This is a genomic window from Nonomuraea sp. NPDC048881 (assembly GCF_040649795.1).
Taxonomy (GTDB): Bacteria; Actinomycetota; Actinomycetes; order Streptosporangiales; family Streptosporangiaceae; genus Nonomuraea.
In genome coordinates this window covers 402264-418431 of record NZ_JBEZGC010000008.1, presented here as the reverse complement: position 1 = coordinate 418431, position 16168 = coordinate 402264, and the positions used below count along the sequence as shown (strand labels likewise).

Genomic DNA, 16168 nt, shown 5'->3' with positions numbered 1-16168 from the left:
GCGGGACCGCCGGTCAGTCCTTGATGACCGCGTCGCGGGGGCCGCCGTAGACCGGGTTCTTGTCCAGGCGCTCCTCCGTCACGAGCAGCTGGATCACCCCCTTGGCGTTCTCCTCCGCCTCCCAGACCACCCAGTTGTCGCCGACGGGCGTGCTCTGGGTGCGGTCGATGCCGTACCCTCCCGGGTTGCCGGGCGGGACGGAGATGACGGCGAAGATCACCTTCTTGCCGCGCTTCCGCAGCTCGGGCAGCACCTCGCCGACCGTCTTCTCGTCCACCCGCAGGCCCGCCAGCGAGCGGCCCTTGTCGGTGGCGACGCGGAACTCCGGCTCGATCTGCCGCGGCGTGGGCGCGGGCACCGGCTCGCAGGGCGACACCGGGCCCTCCATCAGGTACGTCGTGGTCAGGCCGGTCTTGCCGCTGATGGTCCAGACGAACGTCTGGCCCGGACCGAACAGCTTGCTGTTGATGCGCATCTGCCAGCCCTCGGTCTCGCCCGGGATGTTCTCCGGCACGCTGTAGAGACCGCGTGGGATGTTCTCCACGTGCTTCCCGCGCGGTTCGCGGCACATCATGCCCGTGGGGACGTGGTCCACCATCGCGGGCACACCCAGCTCCTTCAGCCGCCGCTCCAGCTCCGGCGCGTCGTCGAAGTCGCGGATCTGGATCGTCACCGTCCCGTCGTCCAGGTTGACGGCCCACGAGGTGGGCGCGCCGTCCTTCAGCGCGATCGGGACCGTCACCACACCCGCGGCCAGCGCGACCGAGGCGGCCAGCCCGAACGCCAGCCGCCTCGGCCTGACGCCCCGCCGCACCCGTGGGGCCGGGCCCGGCCCCGGCCCCGGCTCTTCGGCGGTGATCGCGGCCAGCAGCGCCCGCGCCCCCGCGCCGGACGGCTCACCTCCCCGCTCGCCCGGCGCGACCCGGGCCAACGCCCTGATCGCCGCGATCTCGTCGACCTTCTTCACGGTGTCCTTCTCGGTGTCCTTCACAGCGCTCCCCCCAACGGCCTCTCCGCCGGGACCAGCCGGCTCTCTGCGGTGACGTGCACGCCCGCCGACGTCAGAGCGCGCGACAGGCGCTTGCGGGCGCGGTGCAGCCTGATGCGCACGGCGTTGCGGGACAGCCCCAGCGCCTTCGCGATCTCCTCGCGCTCCAGCCCCTCCCAGGCGACCAGGGACAGCAGCTCCCGGTCGTCGTCGGGCAGGCTGCGGAACGCCCGGCCGATCGCGTCCAGCTCGACCTGGGTGTCGGGCGAGTGGCCGTACCGGTCGGCCAGTTCGGCGTCGAGCTCGGCCGTGCGCTCCCTGCGGAGGTTGTCGCCCCGGAAGTGGTTGGCCAGCACCTTGCGCGCCACCCCGTACAGCCAGAGGGTGGCCTCCGGGCCCTCCGGCAGCTCGTCCACCCGCCGCCAGGCGACGGTGAAGGTCTCGGCCACCACGTCGGCGGCGTCCTGAGGCGAGTCGCACCGGCGTACGGCGTAGGCGGTGATCTGGCCGTAGGCCCGGTCGTAGGCGGCCTCGAACCTGGCCGACCGCTCGTCATCCACGGGCGGTTCCCATGGCGGATCTCCTCATCGAATCATTTGTTCGGACACCTCTGCCTATGTGCGCTCATGGGCCATCATTTCGCCGGAAATAGCGGAGAGGTGTGAGAGGAGACGCGAGGTCACTCGCCGCTCACCGGGTTCCTCGGCACGCGCTTCTCCGACACCAGGAGCCGCACCGCGCCCTGCCGTTGCGGCTCGGCGGCCCACACCACCCAGTGGCCGCCCACCTTCGCCGACTGCTCGCGCGGGTTCACCGAGAAGCCGTTCCCGTCGGGAGCGGGTTCGATGATCTGGAACGTCACCTCCAGCCCCCGCCTGCGCGTCTCGGCCAGGACCTCGGCGACCGTGCGGCCGTCCGCGACGTACCCCTCCAGGGCCTCGCCCTTCCGGCCGGCGTCTCCGTTGTTCTGGTACGGCTCGCCGGGCCTGGCGGGGCGGCCCAGGTAGAGCACGCCCTTGCCGCCGAAGCCCTTGGAGACGGTGACGGTGAGAGCGCAGCCGGGCCGTCCGGGGGTGCAGCCCTTCGGACGCAGGGTGCCGCCGATGCGGTCGCTCTCGGTCGTGCCGCTGAAGCCGAGCCGGAAGACCTCGCCGACCGCCGTGGGGGACGCGGGCCGCAGGTCGAGGGCGACGTCCAGGCCCATCGCCCGGAACGCCTCGTTGTAGAGGGCGTGGTCGGCGAACGGGTCCTTGATCGTGGCCACGTACTCGTCGCCGCGCAGCTCGATGTCGATGGCGGCGTTGGCGTACGCGGCGGGACGGGCGTCGCGACCGGCCACCACCGGCCCCAGCACGGCCACGGCGGCAAGCACGGCGGCGAGCACGGCGGCCGCCAGCAGCCCCGCGAGCAGGAAGCGGCCGCGCCGGGGAACGCGCGGCGCGGCCGGGGAGCGGTCCCCCTCCGCGGCCAGCGCGGCCAGGAAGCGGCCCTCCTGCGCGGCCAGCGCGTCCGCGGCGGGCGCGGGCACCTCGGAGCGGAGGCGTTCGAGCTCGGTCATCTCATTCATGGACGGGCTCCTCGCTGACGATGGCCATGGGGTTGACTCCGCCGAGCTCCCCGCGCAACTTCTCCCTGGCCCGGTTGATCCGCGACCGCACGGTTCCGACGCGTACGTCCAGCGCCTCGGCGGCCTCGGGGTACGTCAGCCCGGCCCAGACGACCAGGAGCAGCGCGTCCCGGTGCCCCCGGGGCAGCGTCGCCAGCGCCCCGGCCAGGCGGCGGCGGGCCGCCGCGGCGCTGACCCGGTCGTCGCTGCGGTCGGTGAAGGAGGCCGTGACCGGGTCGGTGCCGGTGCGTTCGAGCACGCGCAGCTGGTGCACCTCGGTGCGCACGTGGCGGCCCATCAGGTTGGTGGCGATGCCGTACAGCCAGGGACGGGCGTGCGGGCGGGACAGGTCGTAACGGCCGCGCTGCCGGAACGCCGTCAGGAACGTCTCCGCCACGACGTCGTCCGCGGCGTCGGCCCCCAGCCTTCTGGTGACGTACCGGGTGATGCCGGAGGCGTGCCGGCGGAACAGCTCGGCGAAGGCTTCCGGTTCGTGCAGGGAGCGTTGGACATGGGAGGCGTCATCACCTTCCGTAGGGTTCGGGGCGCTCACTTCGTGGCCTTTCGGCGATGAATCAGGACAACTGTTGTTGCCTGACCGGCCGCGAGCGGTTCCCGGCGACCGCGTACGGAACGCCCCCATCATCCCGGGAGGCGGTCAGCCGCCGTCGAGGGCGTTGTAGTCGACCTTGCCGTTGGGCAGCCGCGGCAGCGCGTCCAGCCGCTGGAACACCGTCGGGACGGCCACGATCGGCAGCCGGTCCAGCAGGTGGGCGCGCAGGGCCCGGCGGTCGATCCGGTCCTCGCCGGTGACGAGGTAGCCCTTCAGCCGGGCCGGTCCGGAACCGGCCCGCGCGACCCCGACGGCGGCGGCCAGCACGCCGGGGAAGCCCGCCATGGCGTGCTCGATCTCCGCCCGTTCCAGCCGCGCGCCGCCCAGCTTGAGCTGGTGGTCGGCGCGGCCGTGGAACAGCAGCTCGCCGTCCTGGCGCAGGGAGACCAGGTCGCCGGTACGGTAGGCGTCCCCGATGCCCTCGGCCAGGCCGGGGCCGGAGATCACCAGCTCCCCGACGCCGTCCGGGCCGGGATCGGCGATCGACACCCGCGCCCCCGGGACCGGGCGGCCGATCGGCACCCGGGCCGCCGCCGCGTCCTCGGGGACGCAGCGGTGGACCGTGCTCCAGACGGTGCACTCGGTGGGGCCGTACTCGTTGTGCAGCACCGCGCCGGGCAGCGCCGCGTAGTGCTCCCCGACCAGCGCGGGCGGGCACGTCTCGCCCGCGACGATCACCGTGCCGAGCGACCCGAACGCGTCGGCCAGGCCGTTGCGGAGCGCCAGCCCGTAGAACGACGGCACCATGAGCAGGTGCGAGGGCCGGTGCTCGACGGCGAAGCGCGCGACGGCGGCCAGGTCGGACGGGCGCTGGCTCGGGATGACCAGCCTGCCGCCGCAGGCCAGCGTCCAGTAGATGCCGGCGACCGAGCTGTCGAACGAGATGGACGAGCACAGCAGGAACCCGGTGACCGGCGCCGCGTAGTGGGCCAGCCGGGCCCGGGTCGACCAGGCCAGGGCGGCGCGCGAGACGGTGACGGGCTTCGGCGTGCCCGTCGAGCCGCTGGTGAAGCAGGTGTAGGCGAGCCGCGCCGAGGTCGCGGGCAGCGGCCCGTCCGGCAGTTCCGTGCCGGACATCTCCACGCGACGGGCCGGGCCGGTCAGCGGGACGATCATGTCGGGCTCGATGAGCGCGATCCGGGCCCCGCACGCCTGCGCGACGTCCTGCTGGCGCTGGAAGGGGAAGGCGGCGTCGATGGCCACGTAACGGCCGCCGGCCCGCAGGACGGCGAGCATGCCGATCACCGCCCACCGGGACAGATGCGCGTGGATCACCACGGGCTCGTCGGGGCGCAGGCCCGCGTCCAGCAACACCCTGGCCAGCCCGGCGCTGATCCGGTCCAGGTCCCGGTAGGACAGCTCGCCCTCGCGGTCGGCGATCGCCGTGGCCGCGCCGCCCAGGTGCGGCTCGATGAGCTCAAGCATCGGCCAGCCGCTCCAGCACGCGCAGGAACCCGGCGACCTTCGCCTCCACCCAGTCCCGGCCGAACATCGCGGCCTCGTAGGCGACGATGCCGACCACCTCCTCGTCCACCCGCATCGACCACAGCAGGTGCACCGGCATCACGGGCGCGGGCTGCCGCTCCTCCGGCACGGGCGTCAGCACCAGCGCCGGGTCCTCGGCGGTGGGGGCGAACGGCGTCCTGGGGATGAGCTGGAACACCGGGAAGGTGCGCTCGACGACCTCCGACGGGTCGAACATCACGGCCGCCAGCTCCGGCGCCTCGGGCAGCACCCGCAGCAGCGGCACGTCGTGCCGGTAGGCCGCCCGGCACGCCTCGTCGGCGCGGCGGCTCAGCTCGTCCAGGTCGGCGGGGTCGCCGGTGGTGATCCGCAGCCACAACATGTTGAGCATGAACCCGGCCGTGTACCACTCCGACGGCTTGCGCCCCGCGGTGATGACCGGCACGACCGCGTCGTGGCGCCCGGCCCAGACCGACGCGGTGAACGCCGTCAGCAGCAGGGTGAACGGCGTGGTCCGGCGGCGGCGGGCCACCCGGCCCAGGTCCCGCCACAGCGGGCCGGGCACGGGGAAGCGGCACGTCCGCTGGTCGCCGCGCCTGCCGGGCGTCGGCACCGGCATGGCGAGCTCCGCCACGCCGTCCAGCCGCTCCTTCCAGTACGGCAGCGCGTCGGTGATCGTCCGCTCCCAGGCGGGCGAGAAGTCGTCGGCGGCGACCTCGGCGTACCCCATGACGGCGGAGCCGGGCGGCGGCCCGCCGCGCAGCCGGGCGGTGTAGGCGTCCGACAGGTCGCGCGCCAGCAGCGGCAGCGACCAGGCGTCGGAGGTGAGGTGGTGGGCGACGATCACCAGCAGGCTCGTGCCGTCCGCGCACCGGCCCAGGTGCACCCACAACAACGGCGGCTCCTCCGGCGGGTACGCCGATCCGGTGGCCATCGCGAGGAAGGCGTCCTCGTCGTCCACGTCGTGCACCAGCAGGCGGCCCGGCGCGCTCTCGTGCACCCGCGCCCGGACCTCGCCGTCCGGGTCGCGCGACACGGCCGTGCGCAGCGCGTCGTGCCTGGCCACGACGTCGTCCACGGCCAGGCGCAGCACGCCGGCGTCCACCTCGTGCGCCACCCGGTAGGCCGCCCGCACGATGAACGTCGAGTTGACGACGCTCCCCGGCACGGCCTGCTCCAGCCCGAGCAGCAGCTGCTGGGCGTAGGTGAACGGGATCTCTGTCGTCATTGGCCTCTCCTGGGCGTCCCCGAGATGATCAGCTTCTTGAAACCGGTGAGGAAGGTCGATCGCACCCGGACCGGTTCGCCGGCCACCTCGACGTCGGCGAAGGTCGCGAAGAGCGTCGCGAAGAACAGCCGCAGCGTCAGCCGGGCCAGGTGGGATCCGATGCAGTAGTGGTGTCCGCTGCCGAAGGCGAGGTGGCGGTTGGGCGTGCGGGCCGGGTCGAACGTGTCGGGGTCGGCGAAGACGGCGGGGTCGCGGTTGGCCGAGCCGATCCAGGCGACCACGGGCTCGCCCGCCGCGAGCTCCACGCCCGACAGCCGCACCGGCCGGGTCGTGTGCCGCATGAAGTGACTGCCGGGCGACGCCCAGCGCAACGCCTCCTCGACCCCGTCGCGCAGCAGGTCCGGACGGCCGGCCCAATCGCGGTAGCCGCCGCCCCTGGCCAGCTCGAACACCGTCGAACTGGCCACGTTCGGCAGGGTGACGCTCGCTCCCAGCAGCAGGCTGTAGCAGTTCGAGACGGCGGTGCCGGGGTCCATCCGGCCGCCGTCCTGCGACACCATCAGGCTGATCAGGTCGTCGCCCGGTTTGCGGGCGCGCTCCCGCACCAGGTGCAGGAAGTAGGCGAACAGCTCGCGGTGCGCCCGGCGCAGCGTCCCGGACGCGTCGCCGGCGAGCTGGTAGTCGGGGTCGTCCTCGGCGCTGGCCGCCATGACCAGCGTCAGCAGGCGCGGACGGTCGTCGCGGGGCAGCTCCAGCAGCGGCCCGACCAGCGCCAGCGGCAGCCCCCGTACGGCGGCGGCCAGGTCGAACTCCGGCCCGTCCAGGCCGGGGGCGAGCAGGGCGGTGATCGCCGCGATGACGGACGGCTCGTAGGCCGCGGCCGAGCGCATGCCCATGACCTTCTGCAGCGGGGCGCGCATCCGGTCGTGCTCGGGCGGGTCGGTGGCGGCGAGCTGCCGCCCGGCGGCCGGGTCGGCGCGGCCCAGGAGGTTGAGCAGGGTGCCGCGCTCGCTGGTGAAGCACGTGTGGTCGCGCAGGACGCGGTCCACGTCGGCGTACCGGGTGACCGACCAGAAGCCCCGGTCGTGCCGGTGCACCGGGTCGTTCTCGCGCAACCACCGCCAGGTCTCGTGCTGCCCGCCCGCCTCGAACAGGCCGGGGTCGGCGAGGTCACGCATGGTCGAGCGGGGCCGGCGAGCCGATCACCTCGGCCAGCTCGGCGATGGTCGGCGACAGGAACAGCGTCCAGGCGGGCACCTCGAAGCCGAACTCCCGGTCGATCGCGAACTGCACGTCGGCCGCCAGCAGGGAGTCGCCGCCCAGCTCGAAGAAGTCGTCCTCGATGCCGACGGGCGCGACGCCCAGCTTGGCCGACCACAGGCCGGCCAGCCGCCGTTCGATGTCGGTGCGCGGAGCCTCGTACGCCGATTCCAGTTCGAGGTCGTCCCGTGACGTGACAGTGGTCATCCCAGCTCCGTGGTGAGGTGAACGCGAAGACCCGGCCACCCTGCCCCCAAGGATGTTGAGCCCCCGTTGAGAATCCGTTGATCACCCCCGCCCTCCGCCCGGCTAGACTCCCGCCGGGAGGTGACCGTGAACGGTCCGCGCACGAGGAACGCGCTGCTGGCCCTCTGCCTGTCGGCCGCCCTCACCGCCTGCGGAACCCAGTGGTTCCCCCATCGCCTCCAGGCCGACCCGGCGGCCCTCGCCCAGGTCCGGGAGATCGGCCGGACAGTGCGACAGGAGCAGGCGGAGCTGGCCCATGACGGCACGATCCAGGTCGAGGACATCGTGGTGCTGGACCTCGGCGCCGCCACCTTCGAGGAGGCCCTGCGCCTGGCGCACGACCGCCTGCGGCGGCGCGGCTGGCAGGACGGCGCGGACGGGCCGGATCGCTTCTTGATGAGCTCGCCCGCCTGGAAGCAGGCGTCACTCACCGTCGGCTCCCTCTGGAGCGCCGGCACCCACCGGATGCAGGCGGACGCCTACGCCGGTCGGTTGAAGTCCGATGCGGTCGTCGTGGTGCGGCTGTGTGAAACGGCGTGAGCCGGGCCCGCTGAAACGAGCAGAACAGAGCTTGACGGGTTGCGGGATTTCGTTTCATAGTGGGCCGGTCAAGTCCCTTACGTATGCCCGGAGGTTCTTGCCGGTAATTATGTTAGCGATAACATCGCCGCCGTCTATTCGGTGACGCAGCAGGTCGGGTGGGCATTTCTGGCGTGCGCGAGTGCGCCTTCTCATGCCTGGAATTTCCGAGGAAAGCGGAGGTCCATTGATGAGGTCCCGGTCCGGATCAAGCATTCTCGAAAAGGCGGGAGCCGCCGTCGTGCTCGTCGCCGGGCTGCTCGCCGGCGCCCCCTCGGCGGCGTTGGCCGCCGCCCAGCAGTCGTGCGACATCTACGCCGCCGGCGGCACCCCCTGCGTCGCGGCCCACAGCACGACCCGCGCCCTGTACGCCGCCTACAACGGCCCGCTCTACCAGGTCCGCCGCTCCTCCGACAACGCCACCCGTGACATCGGCCTGCTCGCCGCGGGCGGTTACGCCGACGCCGCCGCCCAGGACACGTTCTGCGCCGGCACGACCTGCCTCATCACGGTCCTCTACGACCAGTCCGGACGGGGCAACCACCTCACCCAGGCGCCCCCCGGCGGCTTCCCCGGCCCGGCGCCCGGCGGGTACGACAACCTCGCGATCGCGACCGCCGCCCCGACCATGGTCAACGGCCACAAGGCGTACGGCGTGCGCGTCGCCCCCGGCACCGGCTACCGCGACAACGTCACCAACGGCATCGCCAAGGGCGACCAGCCCGAAGGCATGTACGCCGTCTTCGACGGCACCCACCACAACGGCGGCTGCTGCTTCGACTACGGCAACGCCGAGACCAACAGCCGCGACAACGGCAACGGCACCATGGAGGCCATCTACTTCGGCGACATCAAGGTCTGGGGCTACGGCACCGGCAACGGCCCCTGGGTCATGGCCGACCTGGAGAACGGCCTGTTCTCCGGCGTGAACCCGGGCTACAACCCGGGCGACCCCAGCGTCAGCCACCGCTACCTGACCGCCGTCGTCAAGGGCGAGCCGAACCACTGGGCGATCCGCGCCGGGAACGCCCAGTCCGGCGGCCTGTCCACCTACTACGACGGCCCCCGTCCCAACGCCCCCGGCTACAACCCCATGAAGAAGGAGGGCGCGATCATCCTCGGGATCGGCGGCGACAACAGCAACGGCTCCGCGGGCACCTTCTACGAGGGCGTGATGACCGCCGGCTACCCCTCGAACGCCACCGAGAACGCCGTGCAGGCGAACATCGTCGCCGCCGGCTACACCACCGCGGGCGGCGGCGCGGACGGGACGCTCACCCCCGGCGCGTCCGTCTCGCTGCGCGCGACCACGGCCTGCTGCACCACCCGCTACCTGCGCCACCAGAACGACCAGGTGGTCACGTCGGTGATCGGTTCCGGCAGCTCGTCGCTGGACAGGAGCGACGCCACGTGGATCGTCCGCAGCGGCCTGGCCGGGGGCTCGTGCGTGTCGTTCGAGTCGCGGAACTACCCCGGCGACTACCTGCGGCACCGCAATTACCAGCTCTACCGGCAGCACGACGACGGCAGCGCGCTGTTCGCCGCCGACGCCACCTTCTGCCCGCAGGCCGGCAAGAGCGGCCAGGGCACGTCGTTCGCCGCCGCCAACTTCCCCGACCGGTTCCTGCGCCACTACGACAACACCCTCTACATCGCGAGCAACGGCGGCTCGCACACCTTCGACAACGCCGCCTCCTGGGCGGCGGACGTGAGCTGGGTCGTCGGCCCGCCCTGGGCCTAGGCGGGGGCCGAGCCGTCCCCGGCCCGCGGCCGGGGACGGCTCAGTGCATGTCGGCCGGGCGCGCCCGCCCGTCGAAGGGGAAACGGGCGCGGAAGTCGATCTCGGCCTCGGCCATCGACATGAACGTGACCCCCTTGTGCCCGCGCATGTACGCGATGAGCCGCTCCAGCATCAGCAGCACCTGGGGACGCCCGCTGACGTCGGGATGCAGCGTGACGGGGAAGACCGCGTAGTCCAGCTCGCGGTAGACCCAGTCGAACTGGTCGCGCCACTGCTGTTCGAGGTCGCGCGGATTGACGAAGCCGTGGCTGTTCGGCGAGCTCTTGATGAACATCATCGGCGGCAGGTCGTCGAGGTACCAGTTGGCCGAGAACTCCACCAGGTCCACCTCCTGGCCGGGCACGAGCGGCTTCATCCAGGACGAGGCGGCCTGCTCGTAGTCGATGTGCGTCCACTGCTCGCCCTTGCGGGCGTAGAAGGGCTGGAAGTCGCGGTAGGACTGCGAGTGGTCGTAGCCGAAGCCGTAGCGCAGCAGCAGCTCGACGGTCCGCGCGGACATCTCCCACCACGGCGCCACATAGCCCCGGGGCCGGACGCCGAGCACCTTGTCCAGCACCTCCAGGCTGCGCGCCAGGACGTCCTCCTCCTGCTGGGCGGACATCGCGACCGGGTTCTCGTGCATGTAGCCGTGCGCGCCGACGTCGTGCCCGGCCTCGACGATCCGCCGCATCTGGTCGGGGAACGACTCCGCCGAATGCCCGGGGACGAACCAGCTCGTCCTGATCCCCTCGCGGGCGAACAGGCGCAGCAGCCTCGGGGTCCCGACCTCGGCGGCGAACACGCCCCGCTGGATGTCGTTGGGCGAGTCCTGGCCGCCGTACGAGCCGATCCAGCCCGCCACGGCGTCCACGTCCACGCCGAAGCAGACGTTGATGGCTTTCTTCATGGACCAGGACGTACCCCCGCCATGAGGGACGGGCACCGGACTCGACGGATCTTGGGCAGATCCTTCCCAGGTGCCCTGGCCTGGACAGGTTCGCCTACAGTTACGGCGTGAACATCTGCGTCTTCTGCTCCGCCGCCGACCTCGACGAGCGTTACACCCGCCCCGCCCGCGAGTTCGCCGAGCTCATCGGCAAGGGCGGGCACACCCTGGTGTGGGGCGGCTCCGACAGCGGCCTGATGAAGGTCATGGCCGACGGCGTGCAGGAGGCCGGCGGCCGCCTGGTGGGCGTCTCGGTCGAGTTCCTGGCGCACAAGGCCCGTCCGGGCGCCGACGAGATGATGATCACCCGCGACCTGGCCGAGCGCAAGGCGCAGCTCCTGTCCCGCGCCGACGGCTTCGTCATCATGGTGGGCGGCAGCGGCACGCTCGACGAGGCCACCGAGATCCTGGAGCTGCGCAAGCACGGCCTGCACAGCAAGCCGGTCGTGCTGCTGAACACCGCGGGCTTCTACGACGGGCTCAAGCAGCAGTTCCAGCGCATGGAGGCGGAGGGTTTCCTGCCGTTGCCCCTCACCGAGCTGGTGTTCTTCGCCGAGGAGGCGGTCGGGGCGATCGCCTACCTGGAGGAGCAGTCGGGCCTGGTCCCGCCGGGCGCCGGCGGCTGACCGGCCCCCGCGGCGCGCGTTCGGAGCGGATCGTGCGCGGGTAGGGGGGAGGGAGGCTGTGGCCGTCGGGGGAGGTCACGATGGGGGCTGACGGCGAGCCCGCGGGCAGCGGGCTGGCGTTCGAGGTGCTGGAACCGGCGCCGGTCGGCGTGGCGGTCGCGCGCGGCCCCGACCACCGCCTGGTCTACACCAACGCCGCCTACCGCTCCCTGTTCGCCGACACTCGCACCGGCCTGCCGATCGAGGAGGCGTTCGCGGAGTTCGTCGAGGTGCACTTCCGCGAGCAGTTCGACCGGGTCTACGCCACCGGCGAGCCGTTCGTCACCACGGCGGAGCCGGAGTACGTCGTCGGGCCGCAGTGCGAGGAGCGGCGGTTCTTCACCTCCAGCCTGTCGCGCGTGGTCTTCGGGCCGGGCGACTACGGCGTGCTCGAAGTGGTGATGGACGTGACCGACCAGGTCACCGCGGCCCGCCGGATCGAGGCCCTGGCCGAGGAGCGCCGCCGCATCCTGCGCCGCTACGAGAGCCTGATGAAGGTCAGCGCCCAGATCGTCTGGGTGACCACCCGCGACGGCTACGTGAAGGAGCCCAGCCCGAGCTGGGAGCGGGTCACCGGGCAGCCGTGGGAGAGGCACCGCGGGCAGGGCTGGCTGAAGATGGTCCATCCCGACGACCGCCAGGACACGATCAGGTCGTGGGCCGGGGCGGTCAGCAGGGCCACCGAGACCTGGGAGCACGTCTACCGGCTGCACACCGCCGACGGCTCCTACCGGCACTTCCAGATGCGGGCCGTGCCCATCTGCGAGAACGGCCAGGTCGTGGAGTGGGTGGGGTCGTGCACCGACATCGAGGAGCAGTGGCAGGAGCAGCGGCGGCAGCGCCTGCTCGACAGCGCCGCGGCGGCCACGGCCCAGCTCACCAGCCTGGAGGAGATGCTCGGCGCGCTGTCGGAGGTCATCGTGCCCGAGCTGGCCGACGGCTGCGGCGTCTACCTCATCACCGACCTCACCGGCGAGCGGCACGGCGGGACGCCGTTCGTCGTCGAGCGGCTGGTCACCGCGGTACGTCGCGGCCTGGTGCCGCTGTCGCCGTACAGCGAGGAGCAGCTCGACGACGGCAACGCCTTCGTGACGGTCGTCCGCCGGCGGCGGCCCGTGCTGCAGACGTTCCCCGCCGGGTGCCCGCCGCCCGACCTGGCGCCGGCCGGCACCCGCGCGTGGCTGGCGGCCAGCGGCGCCAACAGCATGCTGGTCCTGCCGGTCGTGGTCGACGGCGCGGTGCCCGCCGTGGTCGGGGTGGTGACGTGCGGCGACCGTCCGGCGATCAACCGGGCCGACATCACGCTGCTGGGCAACATGTTCGGCCACGCCCACGACGCCCTGAGCCGGGCCATCCGCTTCCAGCGCACCCAGCAGGTCGCGCTGGCCCTGCAGTACAGCCTGCTCGCCGAGCCGCCGCGCCTGCCCGGCCTGCGGATCGTGGCCCGCTACCGGGCCAGCCCCAGCGCCGCCGAGGTGGGCGGCGACTGGTACGACTCCTTCGTCCTGCCCGACGGCGTCCCGGCGCTGGTCATCGGCGACGTGGCGGGGCACGACCTGTCGGCGGCCGTCCTGATGAGCCAGTTGCGCAACATGTTGCGGGCGCTGGCGATGGACCGCCGCGAGCCGCCCGGCGAGATCCTGACCCGGCTCAACGTCGCGATGGGGTCGTTGTCCTCCGAGGTCACGGCCACGTGCGTGTTCGCACGCGTGGAGGAGGGCGACGGCGGACACCGGCTGCGGTACGCGGTGGCCGGCCATCCGCCGCCCCTGTTGGTCACCGCCCAGGGCCACGGACGTTTCCTGGAAGAAGCCGTCAGCCCGCTGCTCGGTTTCCCCGACGACGGGACCCGCGCCTCCAGGACCGAGCCGCTGCCGCCGGGCAGCACGGTGCTGCTCTACACCGACGGGCTCATCGAACGTTCGGGCGAGCACCTGGACCTCGGTCTCGAACGGCTGCGCCGGGTGGCGGAGTCGCTCGCCGCCGAGCCGCTGGAGAGCTTCTGCGACCAGGTGCTCAGCGGCCTGCCCAGCACCGGCCTCGACGACATCGCCGTCATCGCCCTGCGGCTGCCGCCCGCGCAGGAGGAGTGATCACGAGGGCAGCACGCCCGTGACCACGCACAGGTTGCGCAGAGCGTTATGGTCGAGGATCGCCCGTGCGGAGTCCCCGGCCAGCAGGGCGGCCGCGGTCTCGCGTCCCATGGCCTGGACGGCCGGGTCGCGCGCGGCCATGGCGTACCCGGCGCTCCTGGCCATGCCCGCGATGACGCGGGAGAAGTCGTCGAGGGTGTCGGTGAACAGCAGTCCGGAGCTGACCGCGTCGACGGCCGAGCAGGCGCGGGCCGGCGGCACCGGACCCCGGGGAGCCGCGCTGAGCTCGCGGGTCACGGCCGCGCGATCGACGGCCACCGGCCTGTCGCCCGCGGCGGCCACCATGTTGACGGCCAGGTAGCCGAAGAGCAGCGTGGCGAGCGCGGTGGGGACGAGCGACAACACGGCGCCGACCGGTCGCCCGGTGACGCCGTTCCACGGACGCGCTCCCCAAGGCCGGGGGCCCGCGGCGGACAGCGCCTGCGCGGCGCCGCGCAGGGCGCTGCCCAGCCACGCGGCGGCGGCGCCCACGACGATCAGCCCGGCGAACCCGACCGAGAAGAACGGCCCGCTCTGCGACAGGTCGAACACGCGCGGAAAAGAAGCCATGCAGGAGGAGAACAACTCGGCGCCGCACACCGCGGCGACCAGATGGGCCACGAACAGCGCTCCTAGGCCGAACACGGCGAGCAACATCAGAACCCCGGCGCCCGCCACGACCGGCGCGGTGCCGCCCCGCCCTCCGGCCGCCACGCCGAAGCAGAACGCCCCGGCCAGAGCCACGATGACCGCCACGATCAGCAACGGGGTGAAGTGACCGGCTGCCTCCGCCGTGGGGACGGCCCCCTTGGGCGGCATGCCGCCGAGGACCGAGCGCAGCCATCCGTAGAAGGGGATCATCACCCCGGCGTAGACGAGGCAGATCGCCAGCGCGGTGACGTTGACCGCCGGCAGCGGCATGCGGGGGGCCGCCAGACGGCTCGGCGGGGCGTCCCGCCAGACGGCCGCGAGGGGCCGGGGCGGCAGGCCGCGCCGCACCGCCCAGCCGATCGACGCGGTGGCGCAGGCCAGCACGACGCAGAGCTGCAACGCCGGGCTGACAGCGGCGGTGTACAGGCCGTACCAGAGAATGTCCCAGCTCGCCGCGCTGTCGATCATCGACGCGATCATGTCGAACCAGTGGCTCAGCCACGCCCCGAAGATCACCGCCGACAGCGCCGAGCCGGCCAGCGCGGCCGTCCGGACCCGCCGGGCCAGCGGCAGCCACACCGACGCGCACAGGACCGCCCACCTCAGCATGAGCTGGAACAGGACGGCGAGCAGCGCCGCCAGCACGACCGCGATCACGGGGGAGCCGGCCAGGACGTCGGCCCACGAGCCGGCGGCGGTCGCCAGCGGCGGCGCGACGAGCTGACCGGTCACCATCCCCGCCGTCAGCGCCAGCGCGGCGGGCAGCGTGGACGGCGGACGCGTGTGCGTGGCCTGCGCCAGCAGCCCGGCCCGCCACACGGTGCCGGCGACCGCCCCGGTGGCCAGCGCCCCGAACAGCACCCCGACGGCCAGGCGCGCCGGGCTGAACGGGGAGGCCACGGGCACCGTGAAGGTCATCTCCACGAGCTGGACGCACGGCGAGTACCCCAGTCCGAGCAGCGCGCCGGCGGCCGCGGACTCCACCACGCCGATCCGGAACAGCCGGGGCGCGCCGCGGATGACGCCCGCCCGCTCCTCGTCGCCCGGGTGGAAGGACCACGGTCCCCGGTCCCGTCGGCGCCGCCGGTTGTGCGGCCGTGACGGGCCCAGGGTGTCCAGGAGCAGCCGCTCGCCGTCCGGTGTGGCGCAGCCGCGCAGGTCGGCGTAGTACTCCCTGGTCCTGAGCACCGAGGTGCGGGCGAACCACAGCAGGGCCAGCACGGCCGCCAGCCGCCACGGCAGGACGGCGAGCAGGCCCGGCTCGACCGCCGCCAGCAGCAGCAGGGGCAGCGCGACGACCAGCAGGTACGCCCACCAGACCGCGAAGGCGAACGTGGTCAGGCCGACGTCCTTGTTGCGCAGATGGGCCAGCTCGTGGGCGAGGACGGTGTCGAGTTGCCCGGGGTCGGCGTCGGCCGCGCGCAGCAGCCCGAGGTCGAGGATGATCCGGTACCGGGGACGACGGCCGAAGGCCCGGCCGCTCGCGCTCGCGCGCAGGGTCGCGACGTACACCTCCGTCCCTGGGGCCAGGGCCCGTACGGTGTCCTCGACGCGCCGCACCACGGCGGCCATGCCCTCGTCCACCGCGAACTGGGCCAGCGGTCGGGGACCGGAGAGCATGACCAGGCGCGGGTGCAGGAGGTGGATCACGACGGCCACGGCCAGCAGCCCGGCCACCATGCCGATCACCACCCACCCGGTGCGCGCCGAATACCGCTGGACACAGTCGATGTAGGCCGAGACCAGGACGCCGTCGGGGATCCCTCCCGCGCCGGATCCCGCGGCCAGGGCGCAGGCACGATAGCCGCGGTCAGGGCTGCCGGCGGCGTACCGGTCGAGCAGGACCAGGTACAGGTGCACGGCGCTGGTGACCGCGACGACGATCATGAGCAGGAAGCGGGCCGTGGTCGCAGCCGGCAGCGCGAACGGGTCCAGCCGCGGAGGAGGCGGCGTCGCGGGCGTGCCGGCCCGCGCCGTCGCCTGCCGGAAGGGGCCGGCGGGCGGGCCCAC

General features: G+C 73.0%; 14 protein-coding genes. 4 read left to right on the top strand and 10 right to left on the bottom strand.

Translation table 11 applies throughout. The annotated features are described in order from the left end of the window. Positions 1 to 13: 13 nt before the first annotated feature. The 8 genes from AB0C33_RS29145 to AB0C33_RS29110 form a co-directional block, all read right to left on the bottom strand. Complete coding sequence (locus AB0C33_RS29145; RefSeq protein WP_358293523.1) at positions 14 to 991, bottom strand: hypothetical protein; 978 nt, start codon at positions 989 to 991, stop codon at positions 14 to 16. Further along, positions 988 to 1548: an RNA polymerase sigma factor gene (locus tag AB0C33_RS29140; RefSeq protein ID WP_358293521.1), complete on the bottom strand. Its 561-nt coding sequence runs from the start codon at positions 1546 to 1548 to the stop codon at positions 988 to 990. Before AB0C33_RS29140 ends, AB0C33_RS29145 begins: the two co-directional genes overlap by 4 nt. Positions 1549 to 1667: 119 nt before the next feature. After that, positions 1668 to 2555, bottom strand: a complete 888-nt coding sequence (locus AB0C33_RS29135) for a hypothetical protein (RefSeq protein WP_358293520.1) — start codon at positions 2553 to 2555, stop codon at positions 1668 to 1670. Next, the gene (locus AB0C33_RS29130) at positions 2548 to 3147 is read right to left on the bottom strand and encodes an RNA polymerase sigma factor (RefSeq protein ID WP_358293518.1); all 600 of its coding nucleotides are present in this window, start codon (positions 3145 to 3147) and stop codon (positions 2548 to 2550) included. The genes AB0C33_RS29135 and AB0C33_RS29130 overlap by 8 nt, the downstream gene beginning before the upstream one ends. 105 nt (positions 3148 to 3252) lie before the next feature. Further along, positions 3253 to 4632 carry an amino acid adenylation domain-containing protein gene (locus AB0C33_RS29125; RefSeq protein ID WP_358293516.1) on the bottom strand — a complete coding sequence of 460 codons (1380 nt, stop codon included), beginning with the start codon at positions 4630 to 4632 and terminating at the stop codon, positions 3253 to 3255. Then, positions 4625 to 5899 (bottom strand): condensation domain-containing protein, encoded by a 1275-nt coding sequence (locus AB0C33_RS29120; RefSeq protein ID WP_358293514.1) that lies wholly within the window; start codon positions 5897 to 5899, stop codon positions 4625 to 4627. The genes AB0C33_RS29125 and AB0C33_RS29120 overlap by 8 nt, the downstream gene beginning before the upstream one ends. Beyond that, the gene (locus AB0C33_RS29115; protein ID WP_358293512.1) at positions 5896 to 7077 is read right to left on the bottom strand and encodes a cytochrome P450; all 1182 of its coding nucleotides are present in this window, start codon (positions 7075 to 7077) and stop codon (positions 5896 to 5898) included. Before AB0C33_RS29115 ends, AB0C33_RS29120 begins: the two co-directional genes overlap by 4 nt. After that, positions 7070 to 7366, bottom strand: coding sequence for a phosphopantetheine-binding protein (locus AB0C33_RS29110; protein ID WP_352353844.1), 297 nt, complete (start codon positions 7364 to 7366; stop codon positions 7070 to 7072). Before AB0C33_RS29110 ends, AB0C33_RS29115 begins: the two co-directional genes overlap by 8 nt. Before the next feature lie 126 nt (positions 7367 to 7492). On the opposite strand from AB0C33_RS29110, the gene AB0C33_RS29105 reads away from it, so the two are divergent. Both AB0C33_RS29105 and AB0C33_RS29100 read left to right on the top strand, forming a co-directional pair. Beyond that, positions 7493 to 7945, top strand: coding sequence for a hypothetical protein (locus AB0C33_RS29105; RefSeq protein ID WP_358293510.1), 453 nt, complete (start codon positions 7493 to 7495; stop codon positions 7943 to 7945). Positions 7946 to 8225: 280 nt separating this feature from the next. Then, on the top strand, positions 8226 to 9725 hold the full coding sequence (locus AB0C33_RS29100) for an alpha-L-arabinofuranosidase B (protein WP_358293508.1): 1500 nt from the start codon (positions 8226 to 8228) through the stop codon (positions 9723 to 9725). Positions 9726 to 9765: 40 nt separating this feature from the next. On the opposite strand, the gene AB0C33_RS29095 is transcribed toward AB0C33_RS29100, so the two are convergent. Then, positions 9766 to 10671 (bottom strand): polysaccharide deacetylase, encoded by a 906-nt coding sequence (locus tag AB0C33_RS29095; protein ID WP_358293507.1) that lies wholly within the window; start codon positions 10669 to 10671, stop codon positions 9766 to 9768. A gap of 107 nt (positions 10672 to 10778) precedes the next feature. On the opposite strand from AB0C33_RS29095, the gene AB0C33_RS29090 reads away from it, so the two are divergent. After that, entirely contained in the window at positions 10779 to 11336 is a 558-nt protein-coding gene (locus AB0C33_RS29090; RefSeq protein ID WP_358293506.1) for a TIGR00730 family Rossman fold protein, read from the top strand. 80 nt (positions 11337 to 11416) lie between these two features. Continuing rightward, on the top strand, positions 11417 to 13468 hold the full coding sequence (locus tag AB0C33_RS29085; protein WP_358293505.1) for a SpoIIE family protein phosphatase: 2052 nt from the start codon (positions 11417 to 11419) through the stop codon (positions 13466 to 13468). On the opposite strand, the gene AB0C33_RS29080 is transcribed toward AB0C33_RS29085, so the two are convergent. Continuing rightward, positions 13469 to 16168 carry a M48 family metalloprotease gene (locus tag AB0C33_RS29080; RefSeq protein ID WP_358293503.1) on the bottom strand — a complete coding sequence of 900 codons (2700 nt, stop codon included), beginning with the start codon at positions 16166 to 16168 and terminating at the stop codon, positions 13469 to 13471.